This is a genomic window from Streptomyces sp. NPDC020801 (assembly GCF_044334385.1).
Taxonomy (GTDB): Bacteria; Actinomycetota; Actinomycetes; order Streptomycetales; family Streptomycetaceae; genus Streptomyces.
This window is the reverse complement of the sequence record NZ_JBIRST010000031.1, coordinates 1-18090: the sequence shown is the minus strand read 5'-3', so window position 1 is coordinate 18090 and position 18090 is coordinate 1. Positions and strand designations below refer to the sequence as shown.

Here is an 18090-nt window from a genome sequence, read left to right as displayed (position 1 = left end):
GCCGGACAGGCCTCCTAGAGCATGCTGAGTGCCTGCATCGCATCGCGTTCGATGCGCGAGAGCTCGTGGAGGATGGAGCCGGCCTGCATGAGGTTCTTCGCGTCGCCGGATTCGCCTGCTGTCCCGATGAGTGCGGCCACCTGCGTCCAGAGGGTGGCGGCCTCGGTATACAGGCTGTGGCCAGTGCGCAGGTGGCTGCTGTCGATCAACTGGGCACACTCGGCGAGGAAGTCCCGGTAGAGATTGCGGAACAGGGCGCCGCCGGTGCCGGCCCTCTCCATGAGGACGGCGGCCCGTGGCAGGTCCTCCCGCGGATTGTCGCTGCGCTGCAGCCACTTCGGCACTTGCCTGGCGGTCTTCTCGATGCCCCGGTGGCCCAGGTTCGCGATGGGCGGGTCCAGGAAGGCGTTGGCGCAGGTCTTGATCGCGGGGATGATCCCGTCCTGCGGTGACGTCAGGTTGCTGGGCACTGTGATGGTGAAGGAGCGGTGCTTGGCGGTCATGGGGCCGCGCTCGGCTCTGGCCCTGGCCAGGCCGGCGAGGCTGGTCGAGACGGCTCCGCCCTGCGGGCCGGTGTCCACCAGGTAGGCGTCCTGTTCGTCGTAGCCGTACATGGCCACGACGTGCCCGCCGAAGTGCACCTTGGTGCTGAAGTAGTCCAGGTGGTAACTGTCGAGCTGAAGGCCGACCGGCCGGCCGGCGTCGATGGGTGCCGCCACGTTCTGCCATGCCTTGCGCGGGGAGGTAGTCTCCCCGACCAGCAGCTGGAGCCCGAGTACGGCGGCCAGGTTCCTGGTGAGCTCGAACGGCTTGACCCGGCCTCCCAGGAAGGGAAAGCCCATGCCTTTGCTGTCCCAGTAGATGAAGGCCAGCCCGGAGCCAAGCCCGAACAGCATGGGCTCGGACAAGTCGAGTCCCTCATGGCGCAGCAGCACGCCCAGCGCCGTCGTCTCGCAGTGCTGCATACCGCGGACATCGATGTCCTTCACCATGGTCATGCCACTGATTCCCCTCCCCCATCAGACGACAACGGCGCAGATGGGCGTGCCAGACCATCACGGCCCAGGCATGATCCGCCGGACAAGGTCCAGGCGGGTCTAGGCGGCGAAGCCGATGTTGGTGACGTACTCGTACTGTCCCCACTCGGAGCCGAGGTCCACCACCGCGTCGCTGATCCAAGCGTCGTCGAGGGCTGCTTCGTCGTCGTTGGCCCACGCTTGGATGATGCGGTCCCAGTGACGGACGTTGAGTGTGCGGTACGAGACCAGGCGCTGACGGGGCCGGTCGACCTGGGACTGGTTGAGCGGGTGGAACTCGACGCGGGTTCCGTGGCCCTCATGGTTGAGGCGCGCGAGCAGGTAGCGGGCGATGTTGTGTCGGCGCACGGTGCGGTAGGCCGTCTCGATGCGCTCGAGGTTCTTCTTGGAGGGGTTGCGCCTGCCGTCCAGCCATGCCCTGAGGGTGCGGTCGGTGATGACGAGGCCAGCCTCGCGGGCCGCCTGTCGGGCGTGGTCGGTGCGGGTGAGGTAGTGCAGTCGTGCGAGCAGGCCACGGCGTGCCGTGATCGGAGTGGCGACGAAACCGGCGAGGGCATCGAGCTGGCGGGCGACGGCCTCGTGTCCCTTGATGCCACGAGCCCCGTACTTGCCGAACTCGATATTCCTGTCCGGCACTTCGCCTCCTCGCTCTGCGCCTAATTGACGGAACCTCAACCGGTTCTGGGTGAGTCAAGAATACCGGATTCCGCGTTCGAACGTGCGGCGTCAGAGACTCTGATGACCGGTGCATTCAGCAGAATTTCACAATGCAGGCCCATTCTGAAAGCGCTCGGCACGGGCCTGTGCCGTCTCAGCTGCACGGCGTGCCTCCCGTGCAGCGTGATCCGTCTGCGCGGCTCGTTGGCGCGCGTGGTCGAGGTTGTTCCTCGTTCGGCGTCGCAGTTCCACCGTGGCGTTCAGTTGCTGAGCCAGCTTGGTTCCCAGCTCTTCGAGTTCATGCAATGCGGCTTCAGCCTGCTCGACCTCGGCCTGCGCCTGTTCGTGTTCCTCCTCTTGTTGCCTGGCCCGCCGCTCGGCTGTTTCCGCCTCGTGCTGGGCTCGGGCCAGCTTTCTGCCCGCGTCGTCCGTGCGGCGTTGCCGGCGGGTGGTCTTGGCGGACGCGGCGTGGGAGTGCTCTGGTTTCGGAGGTGGCGTACCTCCGCGGACCCGGTGAGGCGCGGCAGCTGAGCGGGGTTGCCCGGCGGCCGCGGCCGCAGTGAAGCCGACGGGAGGGATGAGGGCCTTGACGAGCCGGCCGGAGGCCCATTTCTGCGCTGCCGTCGGATCCGCCAGTGCCGCTTGCAGGGTCTGTTCGACCTTTCGCTGCGCGGCCTGCCCGATGGGATGTCCGGCCTCGGCCGCCAGGCTGCGGGCCTTCTGGGAGAGGGCCCGGACGAGGGTGCGCTGTTGCTGGCTCAGACGTCTCAGCCGGGTTCGGGCAAGTCTCTGGTGAGCTTGGCGGAGGCCTTCGCCAAGGCGAAGCAGCCGGGCGACCTGTTCGGGCGCGGAGCGGACCAGCAGGTTACTGGCCCAAGCCGACAGCGTCGGGCGCTTCAGTGCGGCGATCTGAGCGGCCAGGGCGGCTTTTCCGGCTGCGAGGGCCTCGTCCACGCGTGCAGTACGCGCCCCGACGAACTGGGTCGGATGCAGCGTGTACAGCTCCTGAGCGATGCTCTCCAGGTCCACGGCCCACCGCCGCCCTTCCCTCCCTCCTCCACTAGGTACAGCTTTGCATCATTTGCCAAGAAACTGTGCACCCATTCGATCAACTTGTGCGATCCTCCTTCACCGCCTGCGCCGCCGGCGAGCGGTGGTAGGAGGCGCGGGAGACTCCGGCCCCGGTGCACACATTGACGACCGTGATCCTGCCGTCGGTGGTCTGGGACAGGCCATGCATCAGCCACTCGAAAGCGTCCATCAGCGCCTGGTCGATTTCCGTCAGCGGGCGGCTGTCGTGGCGCAGCCGGCCGAAGGTCGGCCGGATCCTCCGCCGCCACCGCGGCGAGGGACTCCTCGTCGGCCATGCGCTCGCCAAGATTGCGGGCCTTTCAGAACTGGCCGCGCGTCGCACGCAACCGGGCCGCGGTCTCATCGTCGGCAAGGAGGATCCTCGTGCCGCTCGTGCGCCTCGCGCTCCAGCTGCGCGTACTGCTCGTCATCGATCTCGATGCGGATTTCCCTGGCCATGGCCCCCACGGTTGCGGCGCCGGGCGCCGCGTGGGAGTGAATGCCAGAGCGAAATCCGCGGGGCCGCCGTGATCAATGATCGAACTAGATGCAATCAGATCACTACTGACTGTAATATTTTCTGTCGTTCGGCTGCACGTTTCGACCGCCAGGAGCGCTTCATAGGTGGAGGCGGCTGTCGTCTCCGGTGCCCAATGGGAGGGGTGGCGCCCCGATGGAACGGCTACAGGGGAGGGCCCGTGCAGCAACGACGTTGCAGCGTGGTTGATCGAAATCGCGCGGGCACTCATGGTGTTCGGCCCGGACGTGAACCGCGGGTGCCGCCGGCTTCTCACAGCTGGCGTCCGCATCGGCATCATGCAGCTCACCACCAACCGCACCCCGCCCGCACTCCGAAGTCGCAGCGGGAGGCAGCGTGAGCAGCGAGATGGGTCACGAGGAGACCGGCGGCGCCGTGGAGGTGCCGCGCTTCTCCCTCGACCAGTGGGACACCTACGCACAGCTCGCGTACTGGGCATTCCACCAGCGACGTCGCATCCAGTACATGCGCTACGCCTACCTGCAGCTCGGCTCGGACGCCGATGCTGAAGAAGCCGTGGACCTGACCTTCGACGCGGTCATGGACCGCTGGTTGCTCATGCTCGAAATGGAGAACCTGGAGGGCTACGCCTGGACCATCCTCAAGCGCCGCATCATCGACATGCACCGCAAGCGCCGGCGCCGCCCGGAACTGATGGAGACGTCCGCGTTCGAGTCCGCCGCCGCTGACCACGTCGAGGACCCCTACGACACACTGACCGACCCCATCGCCCTGTATGCCGCCGTGGCGTCTCTCAGCGAGCGGCAGCGCGACGCGATCCTGCTGCACTACGGCATGGGCTTCACCGCCGCAGAAGCCGCCGCAGTGATGGGCAACGAGGAAGCCACTGTCCGCTCCCAGCTCCGCACCGGCCGCGAACGCCTCGCTCACCTGCTCAAACTGAACTGCCCGGAGCACCCCGACGGGAAGAACCACACATGACCCCGCTGCTGCTGCCCTCAGAGCACCGCACCGTCGACGACCTGCTGGCCCGTCAGGCCGCCTGCCACCGGCCACCCCGCCAGCGCGTCAACGGTGCCGCCCCCACCCACACCACGTGGACCACACCCGAGGAGAACACACCCCCAGACGCCGACTACTGGCGCACCCAACTGCTGCCCCACCACTTCGAACCCGCCTCCATGCGCGGCGCGACCGCTCCACAGCCCCTTACTCAACCCACCGCACATGGGCCAGGTGCATCCCAACATCACCCGCCACCAGCGCCCTGAACCGTTCCGGGTTCGGTAGAGAGCCGGGACGTCACACGCTGACGGGTTCGCTGGCGCGGGTGTGTCGGTGGTGGCAGGCGGTTTCGTGCTCGCCTGGTGATGTGTGGCCGAGAGCTCCGCGGAGTCGGCGGTGGTTGCACCAGTCGATCCACCCGGCGGTGGCGGACTCGACGTCCGTGAAGGTCTTCCACGGCCCGCGGAGGTTGTTCGGCTCGGTCTTGCACAGACCGATGGTGGACTCGGCGAGGGCGTTGTCGTACGCATCGGCGACAGTGCGCCAATTGAGGGGGCGATGCCGGCCTGTGAGGCAGCGCCGAAAGCACGCCGCAGTCCGATCCGCAGGCCGCGGTTCAACACATGCTCGCACTCCAGGCGGCGGGGCAGCCTTCCCTGCTGCTCCCCACCCGAGCCACTTTCCCGTCCGCGACGCTACGACCTCACGCGCAGGTGTCCAGTCAGGTGGCGCCGCTGGACCAGATGGCTCCTTGAGGCTTGCCACTGGGTCCGGCTCGTTGCCCGCAGCCCCCGATCCTGCCGCGGAGTGCTCCGCCTCCTGGTGCATTGACCGGATGACCATCGGCACGTCCTGGGGACCGCACCTCATTGACGTGATGTACATGAGGTGCGGTCCGCCAGACGTGTCAGGTTGCGCGTCGGAGGGGAACGACGACGTTCTCGCCCAGATGCTTGGGGTCGAGGCGGTAGTACTTGATGTGCCCGATCTTCTCCGTCTGCTCGAGCCAGCCGGCCTCGATGACCTGCTTGCGGGTGCGCGAGAAGACCGGAGGGGCCATGCCGACGAGCTTCGCGAGGTTGGCGGCCGTCTCCAAGACCGCGCCTGACCGGTCGGTCGGGTGCAGGGCGTACAGCATGACGACGAGACGCTGATTGGCGGTCATGCCGGCCGTAGCCTCGAGCAGTTCGAGGTTTTTCTGCTTGTCGTCACTGGTCACTGAGCCTCCCACCGCGCAGGGGTCCTCTCGTCGAAACCGGGAATGTCCGGCGGGTTGCACGTCTTCACTGCTTCACGCTGCTCCAGCCCCGTGCCGTGGAACGCGATGTAGGGGCTGATTCGGTAGAAGTTGTAGTTGCCGATGCGCCCTCGCACGATCAGGATCCGGTGCTTGGCCAGCTTTCTGTTGATTTTCCCGACGGCGTCGGTCGACATCCCCACGCGCTTGGCGATGTCGGCTCCAGTGGCCCTCAGCGGCTCCATACCCTCCGGAGAGACACCGATCCACCACAGCACGAGGAACTTCTGGCTGGGCGTGAACGCCTTCGATTCGGTGATCGCCTCGACACGGGACTTGTCGACCTGTGTGTGCCTGCCGGAGAAGGCGTACGGCGCGTAAGGGACCGGCTCGCCAGTTTCGGCGTCGACCAGTCTGCGTACTGCTCCCAAGGGGCCTCTCCCTGCAGGGGGGTGCGGACGTTCACATGGGACGGCCGGGAGGCCGACCATATGAACATAACGTACATGAGCAGGAAGTCAATCAACTCCGCCCGTCGGCCGTGTCGCTTGCCGCCATGGCCATGGGAACGTCCTCTGGCCGGGCCGCTGTTCTGCCCCCCACTCATGTACGTCACGTCAATCTGGTACGGCTGGAGAATCGTGGTACTCAGATCGTGGAACCTTGGTGGCAGATCCTTCAACCGCTGTCCCAGTCTGACAAGTCGTGGTGTGCGACTCCTGGGACTGTGTGGCACGACTGTGGGATCTGTGCACTCGGGTCTGCGGATCGTCCTCCACGGTCGGCGGAACTGTGTGGCAGTCCCGCCGATCCTGGTTGTTCGAGGTATCCCTGCAGGTCAGAGGCCAAATAGGGGGTGCGCTCTCTTCCCACAGCAGGAGCCGCGCCGTGGACCTCACCGCCCAGGAACCGCCACGCTTCCTCGGGCAGCAGTGACAACCGCGGCAGTATTGGATCGACCTGATTGCGGTAGGCCTGGACTACCTGCTCGCCGTCGCACAGGGGCTACGCCACAACGGAGCGAAGTGCACTGGAAAGTGGCGGGCCCAGCGAGGTCCTGGAGCCGTGGAAGGCTCCTGCAGTTGCTTGACGCGGTCGCCAGCTCCACGCCCCCTTCCCCACCTGCACCACGGAAAGTCAGCCACGACGATGCCCGCGGTCGAACGAGCAGGCGCGCGTATGTCACGGCCACCCCTTGCCGGGCTCAGCCACGCTTCGGCTTTGAAGGACCCCGATGCACCCGGCCGCCGCCGACGGCGGCCGGCCACCCCGTCGGGGCACCGCAAGCCCGCCAGGGCTGAGGAGCTGCCGACCTTCAGCGCGCACTGCCCGAGAGCGCCACACAGCTGGCCGTTCGGCTCGATGAGAGCTCCTGTGTGGTGCTGCCCGGCCGGCTCACGGGAGCCGAGCCACCGACGGCTCGCCGCCCAATCGGCGCCTTGTGCGAACGTTGAGACCGCGCTGAATCGCCGCTCTGCGCTACGTACTCCCCCGGGCGCGCGAAGCCATGGAACCCGGACGCTGCGCCCATACCGCTGTACACCCAGGACTGCTGTGCCGACTGCTGTCGCGGAACTCTGGCGGAGTTCGATCGTGTACTTCCGAGTGGCGTAGTCACTGGCCGAGCTGAGAGCCTGTGTCTGATCCCCTGACCTGGATCTTTGGGCGGGTCTAGGCTGGCGGTGTGTTCGGGTACGTCGGGCAGCCGTTGCAGCGGTGCTGTCCGGTGTGTGACGCCCTGTTGGAGCGGGGGGCCGCGCCGAGGGCGGTGTACTGCTCTGCGGCGTGTCGGGCCAGGCAGTGGCGGCATGCTTGGCGGATTCGGCGTCGGGCCGCGGCCGAGCGGGACGGCGAGGGGCGGCGGGTCTGTCCGGTTTGCCGTGCGGTGTGGGTGGCCGGGGTCGATCACCGCAGCAACGCCGTGTACTGCTCGGCGAAGTGCCGTGGGAGGGCTGCGTACTTGCGGAAGAAAGCGTTCGCCGAAGCGTCGAATCCGGGCTTGGACGAACGGCCCGACTGACCGTTTGGTGCCCTGCTCAGTCAGTTCCGGTCAGTGTTGGTCAGCTCTGGTGTTCGATCTTCGGCCGGATGGACGCTGATGGGCAGCGCGGACCTGGTCATGTCGCCAGCGCTGTTGCCGCCCCCGGGCCCGCGGCAGGTGGTGATGAGGATGCCCACCATGATCGGCAAAGTCACCGAGGACCGCTACGACGAGCTTGTGGCGGAGTCGAAACTGCTGGTCGAGTCCGAGCGGGACACACATTTCAAACTAGGTGACAACGCTTTGGAGATAGAGCCCCTGCAGGCGAAAGGGGGTGCGCGGGCAGCGATGGGCGAGGACGTCCAGTCGGTGGAAGAGACCATGCACCGGTTCGCGGACGACGTCGGGGTGAACGTCAGCAGCATCATGAACTACCGCTACACCGCAGGTCACTGGCCGCCCGAGCAGCGGGTCAAGGGCGTCTCCCTGGACATCCACCGGATCCTGATCGGGCACCCGGACCGGTTCGAGATCATCCGCAATCCTCCGTTCAACCAGCACTACGGCACGAAGCGGTGGACCCAGGACGCGGCCAAGCGGGCCCGGGGATGGACCGTCCAGAATCCAGTGTCGGTACAGGAGAAGGTGACCGCGATCCACGGCCTGGCGGCCGATGACCAGGTGGCCGCCCAGGTCGCGGCGGACCTGCTACGCAGGCCGGCGGTCGCCGACGAGGTGCCGGTCAAGGCACGCATCGAGGCGATCCGGGACCTGGCGCACGACGAGCAGGTGGCCGCCGAGGCCGCCACCGACCTGCTGCACCGGCCCGACGTCGCCTTCAAGGCAATGTCGGACGACCGCGCCCGGCAGTCCGTCAACCACGCCCAGGTCGAGCGCGGCCGCCAGGCCCGCGAGGAATACGAGCGGACCAGCGAACTCGCCCCGGCCATCGAGCGGTTCAAGCGGTCCAGCGAGTTCCTGGACCTGGTCACCGCCTGCCACACCTTCGTGGCCGCCGCCGGCCGGGTCGTCCCCGGTCTGCGCGGCCGCACCGTCTCGCCCGAGGAACGCTCGCTCCTGCACGAGAACATCGCCCGGTGCCGCGCCACCCTGGACTGGATGGAGCACGCCGTCGACACCGGCAACGTCGACGTCGACGACGCACTGGCCCGGCTGCTGCGGGGCGAGTAGTAATGCCGCGCTCCAGGACACGGGAGCGCGACCGACGCCGCTCACCGAGTGCCGCGCGTCACGCCGACACCATCCGGCTCGCGCTGATGGAGACCGCCCCGGCCGGGCTGAAGAAGGCCCGGCTGATGGTGGTCACCGAGCTGTCCCGCTCGCAGATCGTGCGCGGCCTTGCCGCCTACCGCGAGCTGGCGGGCGAGAAGCGGTGGCCGCCGCTGATGTGGTCATTCGACCGGGGCTATCACTTCTGTGAGGACGCCGACGAGCTGGAAGCGTGGGAACGGCAGTGGGCCGAGGTGAAGTACACGCAGATCAGCAGCGTGATCACCGGAGTCCTCGACCCGCACGCCAGGCTCTTTCCCAAGAGCCGCTGGGTGGCGTACGTCGTCGCGCAGATGAACGCCATCCAGAGCTCGCTCGACATGATCGCCCACCCGCAACTCTAGTAATCCAGGGAGGTGGTCCGCCTCAGACGGAGGAGGCCAAGGGGCCGGCCCGGTCCACCCATCCGCACTCCTCACGCCGGGCCGGCCCTGGCCTTCTCGCATGCGTACTTCCCGCTATCCCTCGGACATGACGGACGCAGAATGGGCCCTCATCGAGCCGCTGCTGCCCACTCCGGCCTGCCAGACGCCCAAGGGCGGGGCGCCTGAGAAGTGGCCCCGCCGAGAGGTGGTCGACGGCATCCGCTATCTGGTCGATAACGGCATAAAATGGCGTGCAATGCCCTCCGACTACCCTCCTTGGCGCACGATCTACGGGTTTGCCAGGAGGTGGGCCGCAGCGGGTGTCCTCGGTGTCATCCGTGACCAGCTCCGCCGCCGCATCCGCCTCGCCGCAGGCAAGACAGCCCAGACCGCATCAGTCATCGTCGACTCCCAGTCCGTCAAGGCGTCCGAGACCGTCAGCAAGGCGACGCGAGGATGGGACGGCGGGAAAATGATCAACGGGAGGAAGCGGCACCTGATCTGCGACCATCGCAGTCTCGTCCTGCTGGTCATGGTCACCCCCGCCAACGCCCAGGACTCGCTCGTGGCCCGGGAGTTGCTGTTCCGCCTCGCCCTGATGCACCCGGAGATCGCCATCGTCTGGGCCGACTCCGCCTACGCCAAGAACGACCTGATCCCCTGGGCGAAGAAGTACCTCGACATCACCATCAAGACCGTGCGCAGGCCACCGGAGGCCAAGGGCTTCATCGTCCTTCCACGCCGCTGGGCAGTTGAACGATCTTGGTCGTGGATCATGAGGGCTCGCCGGCACTGCCGCGACCACGAACGACTCCCCGAGATGAGCGAATCACTCATCACCTGGGCGGCAATCACGTTGATGACGCGACGCCTCACCCGCCGCAAGGCCCGCCCCGCCGAACGCCGCGACCTCGCCCACGGCTACGTGATGCCCAAAGCAGCTTGATCTGCCCATCGGCCCAAGGAGGAGACAAAGGCTTTTCCGAACAGGCACTCGAAGTCGATCCGGGTGCCTGCGCGTCGAGGGCCGCGAGGACAAAGACACTCTCACGAATCGTGAGGTACGGGTTCAAGGAACTCTTCAGGGTCGAGGAACTCGCTGGCTGTGTCGGAAAGCCTCAGCCACCGGTGGGCGGACTGCGGCGTTAGTCCGGTGGACATCAGCCGCAGTTGTTCAACACGCAGCCGAATCGATTCCGGCAAGAGCGCCGGCAGGTCGGCGAACAGCTCCACCTCTTGCTGCTGCCGCAGGGCGGCCGCTCCGGCCGCACACCAATCATCAGGGGCACTGCCCTGCGCATCGTCACCCGTGGCCAGCAGGGCAACGAGTACTACGCTCTCCACCTGGGCGAGGAACGTATCACGATCAACATCCCATTTCCGGCAGCGCTTGCGGACGTGGGTGTCAAAAGTGTTGTCAGCCAGGCGCCTGTGCATCACCTCGCTTGCGAGACGTTCTCCCGCAGCAATCGGTTCAGCCGTCATCCGAGGGTCCTCTTCCGTGGAGATGGTGCGGGCAGACGCTGGTCGTCTGCCCGCACCAGACAGCCTGCCCCTGCAGGCACTTCACACTGAGTACCGAACTGGTCGCAGTGCCGCTGTCTGTGGTGCCGTAGAAGATCGATCCCACCGTCAGAGTGCGGTAGGAGTAGGCGGTCGACGTCGAATCACAGCTCAGCGATGTGGTCGTCGAACGCGACGGCGGCGGACAGTTGTACTGCCGGGGGCTTGAGGCCGCAGTCGTCCAACCAGCGGTGAGGTAGATCTGGACATCGTCCTCGCTGTTGCAGAAATACGGGGCGTGCGGAGTGCACGAGCTGATTCCCCCCGTTCCTGTGATCTTGCCGCCGCTGTAGTTGGGCTTGTTGGCGAACAGCGTGCACTTGACGGTGTCCTGCGCCGACCGCTGGCCGCTGCCATCGGCCTGCAACGTGACCTCGGGGTTGGCCCGCGATGCCCAAGGCGGCGCGGGATCTGCCGACGCGAGGTTCCCTACCAGTACGGCTGAGGTGACGAGCGAAAGTGTGATCACCGATCTGGCTGCGGCTCTTCGCCCTGACGTGGTTCTCCGGATGCTGCCTAACGGCACAGTGCCTCCTTCGATATACCGGTCAACATCGCTATCCAGGCAGTGCGATGCAGTTTGCACGGTACATGCCATCCGTGCCGGAAGCTTACGTTCAGCCCGCTTTACCCAAGAGACACACGTGACAAGGAGTCTGATCTGCGGGGAGCTTCGCAAACAGGCTCTGATTCGATTCGGGCTCTGGTTCGGTGTGCCCTGCACGGTGGTTCAGCCATACCCCGCTGAACGCCACTGCGGTCCACCTGGTCAACGTGACAGCTGCGACCACCGTCTCGGGCAAGGCTGCCCCCTGTCAGACGCTGGGCTCGATCGGCCTGCGCGGCTGACGTGGGACGGGGGCGCACAACGGCACGGCCGGCAACAACCACCGTCGATGTGTGCGTCAGGGACAGACCGTTGTGGACGGCGTCGAAGTCACCGGAGGTTGTGATGTGACCTCGCGGACTGTCGGCGGTTCGGGGCCGACGGCTGGCGCGTGTCCGCGTCCGATCCTGCAGCTCCGTAGGTGACGCTGGACAGCCAGCTCACCGCCGGGATATCCGAGTTCCTGGATTTCTCGGTATGGCTGGGTGGCGCTTCCGATGCCTTCGTTCCAGCGGCGGTGCAGGTAGTCGGTGTACGGGTCGACGATGTGCGCTTGCTGCAGGGCCTTGGCGGCGACGTCCGCGACGGAACGGGTGGGTGGCCGTGTCGATCAGCACCGTGCCGTAATGGCGGCCCCTGCGGAAGGCCAAGTCGTCGACACCGAGCACCTCCACCTCGCCACTGTCCGGCTCCGGCAGAGGCGCGGACAGGTACGGAAACAGCTCCAAGAGCAGATCACGGGAGCACGCGATACATGATCGCGAACAGTCGGTGCGAGCCGCTCAACCGTCCGGATCACAAGGTCGTCGACAGAACCCGCACCTTCACGTCCACACAGTCGATGAAGATCACCAGGCAGACGGGGTCCAGGGGCCGGTTCTGCCACTCTGACATCCCGTCCATGACCTTGTCGGTGATGGTCGAGACGGCCTGCGTGGACACGCTCGCACCGTAGACCTCGGCCAGGTGCACGGAGATGTCTTCGTGCGTCAGACCCAGGTCCGCCGACAGCTCGACCGGCCGGACCTCTCCACCACCTCGGCAGAGGCAGTCACGTGACTCAGCAGATGCTACTTCCTTGATCGGGAGCTAGACCGAAGACCGTACAGACCCTGCTCACGGTGACCTGCCTCCTCGCCCGTTCGGGCTGAGGGACGGGGTTTCTTCGCGCTCCAGCGCCCAGAAAGGGGGCCTGTGAGGTCGGTTCCTGTTGTGGGAAGCGGATCTTGATTTTCCCTGCAACAAGCCGATTCACAGAATGTGAAGCCGTTCCACGGGGCAGACTGACCCTCATGCCACGCCCTGTGCGCAAGTCGGCTCCTCCCACGAAGCCGCTGCTCAAGCCACCTGTGAGAGTAGGGACGCTCGACAGCGTCGCTCTGATCGGTCAGTTGCGCCACCTGCACGAACAGGCCGAGGACCAGAACGTCGCCAAGATGCCGGCCGACGAGGAACTGTTCGGCGCCCTGCTGTACCTCGAGGCCAACGCGGGCGCGTTGAAGAACCAGGAGGCGCGGCGCACATCCGCGATCACTCGGGTGAAGCTGTGGGAGTACCTCCGAGAACAGGCTGACGTGCATCAGGCGGCGGCCGTCGAGGATTCCAGGGCCGCAAACGTGGAATGGGCCGCCCTCGCGGAGCCGCTCGCCGTGAACACGCCGAGTGCGGCCTACAACAAGGCGAAGCGCCTGCGCGCGCCAACGCTTACGGACCCCGAACGGGGCGATCGGCCGGTACGCCGCACCCCCGAAGCCGTCCTCGAAGCAGAGCGGCAGGCCGCCGTCCGGGCCGCCGCTGAGCGCCGTGCTCAGAACGAGGCCGCGCGCCGTCATGCATTGCTGGCGCCGGTCGCGCAGCGTCTGCTCGAGCACCGGGTGGGCCTGGATGACGACGATGAAGTTACCTTCTGGCTCGACCAGATCGCTGCCGTGCTGCCGAACTGCCAGACCCCGACCCAGTTCGTCAGCTTGGAGACCTATGTGCTCGCCGTGGTCCGTGAACTGAGGAAGGTCGAGCGCACAACGGCACGGCCGGCAGCAACCACCGTCGATGCCCAGCTCGCCTATGCCGCCGCGGACCGGCTGGTCACGAGATGACGAAGGATGGAGAGGTCGCCCGCACTTCGCGCCGCTGCAGCCAGGGCGCGTCGGGTCCGTCTGAGCGAGACAAGAACCGCGGCGTTGCGGCGCTTGGCGCTTGGCGTCGTCGGGGAACGCGCCCGTTCCGCTCTCCACTGCGGTATGCCGCCATTCCATTGGGCTGCCTCGCCGTGCGCCTTCTTCCGGTCGGCCCTACTTCCTATCTGCTCCGGCCTGATGGCACAGCGGGTACTCCCGCGGCCTCACTCAGGGCGGCAGGCGTGACGAGTCCTGCCACCACCGCCTGGACGATGACGTCATTGGCGGCCCGCTCACTACCGACGCCAGCCTGGTAGAGCCGGCCCACGAAAATGAGCAGCGAGGCCCACCAGGGAGAGTGCAACCAACCGAGTGCGGCGGTCAGTCCGACACTGGCGAAGGCGACGTTCTTCCGGAACTCCGCCTCTGCCACCGCTCGGTCGTACTCGTTGAACAGTTCGGAGTTGGCCAGCAGCAGCTTGGTCCGCAACTGCCGGGTCTCGCCGAGGATCGCCCGCACAGCAAGGTCCACCACTTGACGCTGGCCGCGCCTGCGCTCCGCATTCATGCTGGCTTGTGGATCAGAGGGCAGCAGGGTGCCATGCTCCTGGAGAAAGGCGACCAAGTCGTTGAGCGCAAGCCGCGACACAGGCGGTGGGAGGGTTCCGGATTCCCAGAACCGCCAGGTCCTCGGGGCCTTGTGAGCGTTGACGGTGACCACACGGACGGAGAGCACGGCACCGACCAGGTAGGCGAGGAACGCGCCTGCCGCGAAGACTCCCCCGGCGCCGACCAAACCGCCCAGGCGATACAGGGAGGCCCATATGCCTCGGGCCTGCTGCCGCGTCGGCAAGCGATCCTCCAAGATCAGCCAGAGTGTCAGAAGCCATATGCATCCCGCCGCGAGCGGGGCTCGGACGTCACGAAGGCCTGGCAACAGGTTCGTCAGCATCTCCCCTCCTGGTCCTGCGTGCTCCTGAGCTACTCACTACCGTGCTGCAGGGCATGCCTTGGAAGGGCCCTGCATTCGCAGGGATACCCAGAGGGCACCTGGACCCGGCATCCCGCGGCGAGGCCGGGGTACCACGCTCCAGTGCGGCTCCCCCAGCCCTTCGCAGCTGTGCGCAGTCAGTCCGCCCGGCGTCGTCTTCTCCGCTGGTCTTGCGCCCCATCCCAGATTGGGCGCGACGCGCTGGCCGGAGCGCTGTCGAAGATCACGTGGGTCGGTGACGCAGGGCTGCGGGGTGGACCCTGCAGGCACGCTCCGGTGAGGCTCAGAGCGACCTCATCGGCAGGTGACCCCAGGCCAGCCTCGGATTCTCCTGGCGGAGCCACCCAGTCAGGCCACTGGACGCTGCCGGCGCGCTGTATGCGGTGGCTGATTACGGCGTAATCATCTTCCGGTGCATTGCTGTGAAGCAGTCACGAGAACAGGCCGCTTGGTGCGGTGGGCCCATCGGCAAGCCCGTTCGTCCTCGGGCCGGCAGAGCCTGTGGAATGACCGTACGGCCTCGACAGCGTCGGCGCCCCACAGCTGATCGCATGGGTAACTGGTCGCACGGCTGCGCGCCTCACGACGAGGGTTTTCTGTGCCGGACGTTGGGAGGCCTGCCCTGCCTTGCTCGCCGCAGCAGGCGTGCTGAGCCCAGGTGGTGGTCACGTCGCCATCGCCTCAGTGTCGGCCATGTCAGCGCGTGGACTTGGCGGCACGTCGCCCAGGGCCTGATTACGCCGTAATCAGGCCCTGGTGGTCCAGGGCGCGAGCGACACCCCAGGAACTATGCCTAACTAACGTGTCGATGCCACAAAGGATCATGGACGTTAGTATGGTGTCTCCCATGAGTTCTCCAGCCACTTCGAGCGACCGCGAGAAGGTCGTTTCCAAACTGCCGGGATGGCTCCGGCAGAGCCTCAAGGTCAGAGCCGCTCAGCACGGCATCGAGATCCAAAGCGCGGTTGAACAGGGCATCAGGGACTGGTGCAACCTTGCCTCCGCCACGGCCACCGTCGACACCTCCGGCGCCGACTCGTTCTCGACCTTCCTGCCGCCCGGCCAGTGGGAGGAATTCAGGGGCATCGCCGCCGATCGAGGAGTCTCCCTGATCCAAGGCCTTGCCCAGTCCATCCAACTGTGGCTTGACGCCAACCCTGCCCCGGACGTGGCCCGCCCCGAGATCACGCGCCGCATCATCGTCTGCAACCAAAAGGGCGGCGTCGGCAAGACCGCTATCACTGCGGGCCTTGGAGAGGCGCTCGCCGAAGACCCCAACGCCCTGCACCCCGTACGCGTCGCCAAAGCCCTCACCAAAGCCCTGCGAGCGAGTGAGACGCAGCCCGACGATGCGGAGCGAGGCGACAGCTTCCTCGACATCGAGAACCTGCCCGGCCCGGGCCAGAACGTTCTGCTCGTGGACTTCGATCCCCAGTGCCATCTCACCAACCAGCTGGGCGCGGCTCCCCTGCCGCTGAACGGCGACAGCCTCACCAACCACATGGCAGGCGACCCCAAGGGAGACCTTCGCGACCTCATCGTCTCCGTCGACGACGACTCCTTCAGTGGCAGACTCCATCTCCTCCCCGCCTGCAACGACGCCTTTCTGCTCGACGTGCGCCTGTCCGCCGTGCGAGCCCGGGAAGCCGCGCTTGAGCGCGCTCTCACACCGCTCGAAACCGATTACGACGTAATCATCGTCGACTGCCCACCCAGCCTCGGCCTCAGCATGGACGCCGCCGCCTACTACGGACGGCGTCGCGACGGTGAGAAGCCCGGACAGTCGGGCGCCCTGATCGTGGTTCAGGCCGAAGACAGCTCTGCAGACGCCTACGAACTGCTCACCACGCAGATCGACGACCTGCGCGGCGACCTCCTGATCGACATCGACTACCTCGGCATCGTCGTGAACCTCTATGACTCCCGCCGCGGCTACATCGCGACCTCCTCCCTCCAGGGATGGGTCGACATAAAGGATCCGAGGGTCGTCGGACTCATCGGAGACCTCAAGGAACAGAAGGAAGCAGTCCGAGTGAAGCAGCCCCTGCTCTCATACGCCCCCAAATCGCAGCAGGCGATCGGCATGCGCGCACTCGCCAGGGAGGTGCTGTGAGCAAGGCCGATCAGTTGGGGGCCGGCCGTTTCGGTGGGGGAGTGCGACCCATCAGCGCACGCCGCCAAGCCGTCGCCGCTGCCACCGGGGTCCCGACCGAGGGCGTTGCTCCCCCAACGCATCTACCGCCCGATCGCATCAGCCTCAACCCAGACAACCCCCGGTCGAGTCTCGGGGACCTCACCGACCTCGCAGGAAGCCTGAAAACCCACGGCCAGAAGCAAGCGATCACGGTCATGAACCGTGACGCGTACATCAAGGCCAATCCGGAGCGCGAAGCCGACCTCGAAGCGGATGCCACCCACGTCGTCATCGACGGCAGCAGCCGCCTGGCTGCTGCCCGCGAAGCCGGCCTGAGCGCTGTCGCCGTTATGGTCAGCGACGACCAGGGCTCCACCTCCGAGGAACTACTCGAGTCTGCTCTCGTCGCCAACATCCACCGTCAGGACCTCAACGAACTCGACGAGGCCCGCGCCCTGGAGCGGCTCCTGGCTATTCACGGCAGCCAGCGAGCCCTGGCCAAGCGACTTCACCGCTCTCAAGGCTGGGTGTCGCAGCGACTGGCCCTGCTCAACCTCACACCCGAGCTGCAGGCCCGCATCGGTGAGGAACCCATCGACCTGCTCCGCGCGGTGGGCAACAGGCCGCACGACGAGCAGGTGGCCGCCCTGGAAGAGCTGAAGGCCCAGCGAGCTCGCAAAGAGGCGGAGAAGCATGCGCCCGGCCCTCAACAACCGCTGCGGACGGCTCCTTCCCCGGCAGAGCCGGCGGCAAGCGCTGAAAGCAGTGATTACGCCGTAATCGGTGAGGACACACCACACCAGGACCCTCGCCGGGGGACATCCGAAGGAAGGGAGTCAGTTCCACGGGCCGAGAGCGTGCCAGAACCGCGCACCGACGGGGAGGCCAACGGCTCGGGAGCCACCCCTGTTGCCAGGGAGCGACGCACCTCACCGAAGCTCCCCTACGACAACGGCGCCGTCCTCGCCATGCACCTTGTCCGGAACATGAACGCCTCCGAGTTCGACGAGATGCTGCGCATCCTCAACGAGCACCAGCGGATGCGGAATTCGGCCGGTAACCACGCCGGCCAGTAACGGAATCGGGACTGCCCCTGCTCCCACGGACAGGGGCGCTCCCCGTTTCGGCGGCCCAGCCCCCAGCTGCGCTCAGCCGATCGCCGTCGCCCTGCAACACAACCGCGCTTGCGCTCCATTGTGAAGCCGGCCGCTGCCGTTGCAATCAAAGCCCTCCGCGATGGCTGAGCAGATCCGGTCGGCGAGCCGGCCATCACGGACTACGAGGCCGCCCGAAGGATCATCGCTGATCGACCGCCTGCCGCGCGGTATCGGCGCCTCTGCGGAGCCGCTCGTGAGAGCGTGACCGCAGTTCACCAATGAGTCAGGGAAGGAAACACGTGTCCGGGGGACCCGGGAAAGCCCCAGCAGAGCTCAGCCGCGCTCACCGCGTTCTCATCGGCGTGGTCGTGACGGGCGCTGTGATCATCGCCAGTATCGGCTTCGCGGGTTCGTACGCGGCCGTCCGTGAGCTCGCCAT

At 66.6% G+C, this 18090-nt stretch carries 16 protein-coding genes and 3 pseudogenes; 8 read left to right on the top strand and 11 right to left on the bottom strand.

Features of this window, described 5'->3' with window-relative positions:
* Positions 1-14: 14 nt before the first annotated feature.
* The 4 genes from ACH4UM_RS37420 to ACH4UM_RS37405 form a co-directional block, all read right to left on the bottom strand.
* Positions 15-998 carry a BtrH N-terminal domain-containing protein gene (locus ACH4UM_RS37420; RefSeq protein WP_398189735.1) on the bottom strand — a complete coding sequence of 328 codons (984 nt, stop codon included), beginning with the start codon at positions 996-998 and terminating at the stop codon, positions 15-17.
* 99 nt (positions 999-1097) lie between these two features.
* Positions 1098-1673 carry a transcriptional regulator gene (locus tag ACH4UM_RS37415; protein WP_398189732.1) on the bottom strand — a complete coding sequence of 192 codons (576 nt, stop codon included), beginning with the start codon at positions 1671-1673 and terminating at the stop codon, positions 1098-1100.
* A gap of 126 nt (positions 1674-1799) precedes the next feature.
* Complete coding sequence (locus ACH4UM_RS37410) at positions 1800-2723, bottom strand: hypothetical protein (RefSeq protein ID WP_398189729.1); 924 nt, start codon at positions 2721-2723, stop codon at positions 1800-1802.
* 79 nt (positions 2724-2802) lie between these two features.
* The gene (locus ACH4UM_RS37405) at positions 2803-3072 is read right to left on the bottom strand and encodes a hypothetical protein (protein WP_398189726.1); all 270 of its coding nucleotides are present in this window, start codon (positions 3070-3072) and stop codon (positions 2803-2805) included.
* Positions 3073-3639: 567 nt separating this feature from the next.
* Between ACH4UM_RS37405 and ACH4UM_RS37400 the strand changes: the two genes are divergently transcribed.
* Both ACH4UM_RS37400 and ACH4UM_RS37395 read left to right on the top strand, forming a co-directional pair.
* The gene (locus tag ACH4UM_RS37400) at positions 3640-4245 is read left to right on the top strand and encodes an RNA polymerase sigma factor (protein ID WP_398189724.1); all 606 of its coding nucleotides are present in this window, start codon (positions 3640-3642) and stop codon (positions 4243-4245) included.
* The gene (locus ACH4UM_RS37395) at positions 4242-4535 is read left to right on the top strand and encodes a hypothetical protein (RefSeq protein ID WP_398189722.1); all 294 of its coding nucleotides are present in this window, start codon (positions 4242-4244) and stop codon (positions 4533-4535) included. Before ACH4UM_RS37400 ends, ACH4UM_RS37395 begins: the two co-directional genes overlap by 4 nt.
* A 31-nt stretch (positions 4536-4566) precedes the next feature.
* Here the strand turns inward: ACH4UM_RS37395 and ACH4UM_RS37390 are convergent.
* From ACH4UM_RS37390 to ACH4UM_RS37380, 3 genes and pseudogenes are all read right to left on the bottom strand, one after another.
* Positions 4567-4829 (bottom strand): annotated as a pseudogene (locus ACH4UM_RS37390) (integrase core domain-containing protein); the annotation flags it as partial.
* Positions 4830-5176: 347 nt separating this feature from the next.
* The gene (locus ACH4UM_RS37385; protein WP_189710963.1) at positions 5177-5488 is read right to left on the bottom strand and encodes a replication initiation protein, RepL2; all 312 of its coding nucleotides are present in this window, start codon (positions 5486-5488) and stop codon (positions 5177-5179) included.
* Entirely contained in the window at positions 5485-5937 is a 453-nt protein-coding gene (locus ACH4UM_RS37380; protein ID WP_398189719.1) for a MarR family transcriptional regulator, read from the bottom strand. Before ACH4UM_RS37380 ends, ACH4UM_RS37385 begins: the two co-directional genes overlap by 4 nt.
* Before the next feature lie 1748 nt (positions 5938-7685).
* On the opposite strand from ACH4UM_RS37380, the gene ACH4UM_RS37375 reads away from it, so the two are divergent.
* From ACH4UM_RS37375 to ACH4UM_RS37365, 3 genes and pseudogenes are all read left to right on the top strand, one after another.
* Entirely contained in the window at positions 7686-8678 is a 993-nt protein-coding gene (locus ACH4UM_RS37375) for a DUF6192 family protein (RefSeq protein WP_398189716.1), read from the top strand.
* Between the two features lie 86 nt (positions 8679-8764).
* Positions 8765-9121: a RacP protein gene (locus tag ACH4UM_RS37370; RefSeq protein WP_398189714.1), complete on the top strand. Its 357-nt coding sequence runs from the start codon at positions 8765-8767 to the stop codon at positions 9119-9121.
* A gap of 100 nt (positions 9122-9221) precedes the next feature.
* Positions 9222-10022, top strand: a pseudogene (locus tag ACH4UM_RS37365) (IS5 family transposase); the annotation flags it as partial.
* 167 nt (positions 10023-10189) lie between these two features.
* Here the strand turns inward: ACH4UM_RS37365 and ACH4UM_RS37360 are convergent.
* From ACH4UM_RS37360 to ACH4UM_RS37350, 3 genes and pseudogenes are all read right to left on the bottom strand, one after another.
* A complete protein-coding gene (locus ACH4UM_RS37360; RefSeq protein ID WP_398189711.1) occupies positions 10190-10627 on the bottom strand; it encodes a hypothetical protein in 438 nt (145 codons plus the stop codon).
* Positions 10617-11174 carry a hypothetical protein gene (locus ACH4UM_RS37355; protein WP_398189709.1) on the bottom strand — a complete coding sequence of 186 codons (558 nt, stop codon included), beginning with the start codon at positions 11172-11174 and terminating at the stop codon, positions 10617-10619. Before ACH4UM_RS37355 ends, ACH4UM_RS37360 begins: the two co-directional genes overlap by 11 nt.
* A gap of 954 nt (positions 11175-12128) precedes the next feature.
* Positions 12129-12308 (bottom strand): annotated as a pseudogene (locus ACH4UM_RS37350) (transposase); the annotation flags it as partial.
* A gap of 296 nt (positions 12309-12604) precedes the next feature.
* On the opposite strand from ACH4UM_RS37350, the gene ACH4UM_RS37345 reads away from it, so the two are divergent.
* Positions 12605-13408 carry a hypothetical protein gene (locus ACH4UM_RS37345; RefSeq protein WP_398189706.1) on the top strand — a complete coding sequence of 268 codons (804 nt, stop codon included), beginning with the start codon at positions 12605-12607 and terminating at the stop codon, positions 13406-13408.
* A 202-nt stretch (positions 13409-13610) separates the two neighbouring features.
* Here the strand turns inward: ACH4UM_RS37345 and ACH4UM_RS37340 are convergent, their stop codons facing one another.
* Positions 13611-14381, bottom strand: a complete 771-nt coding sequence (locus tag ACH4UM_RS37340) for a hypothetical protein (protein WP_398189704.1) — start codon at positions 14379-14381, stop codon at positions 13611-13613.
* A gap of 886 nt (positions 14382-15267) precedes the next feature.
* Here ACH4UM_RS37340 and ACH4UM_RS37335 point away from each other — a divergent pair.
* Both ACH4UM_RS37335 and ACH4UM_RS37330 read left to right on the top strand, forming a co-directional pair.
* Positions 15268-16533, top strand: a complete 1266-nt coding sequence (locus tag ACH4UM_RS37335) for a ParA family protein (protein WP_398189701.1) — start codon at positions 15268-15270, stop codon at positions 16531-16533.
* Positions 16530-17630 (top strand): ParB/RepB/Spo0J family partition protein, encoded by a 1101-nt coding sequence (locus ACH4UM_RS37330; protein WP_398189698.1) that lies wholly within the window; start codon positions 16530-16532, stop codon positions 17628-17630. Before ACH4UM_RS37335 ends, ACH4UM_RS37330 begins: the two co-directional genes overlap by 4 nt.
* The last annotated feature ends 460 nt before the right edge of the window (positions 17631-18090 follow it).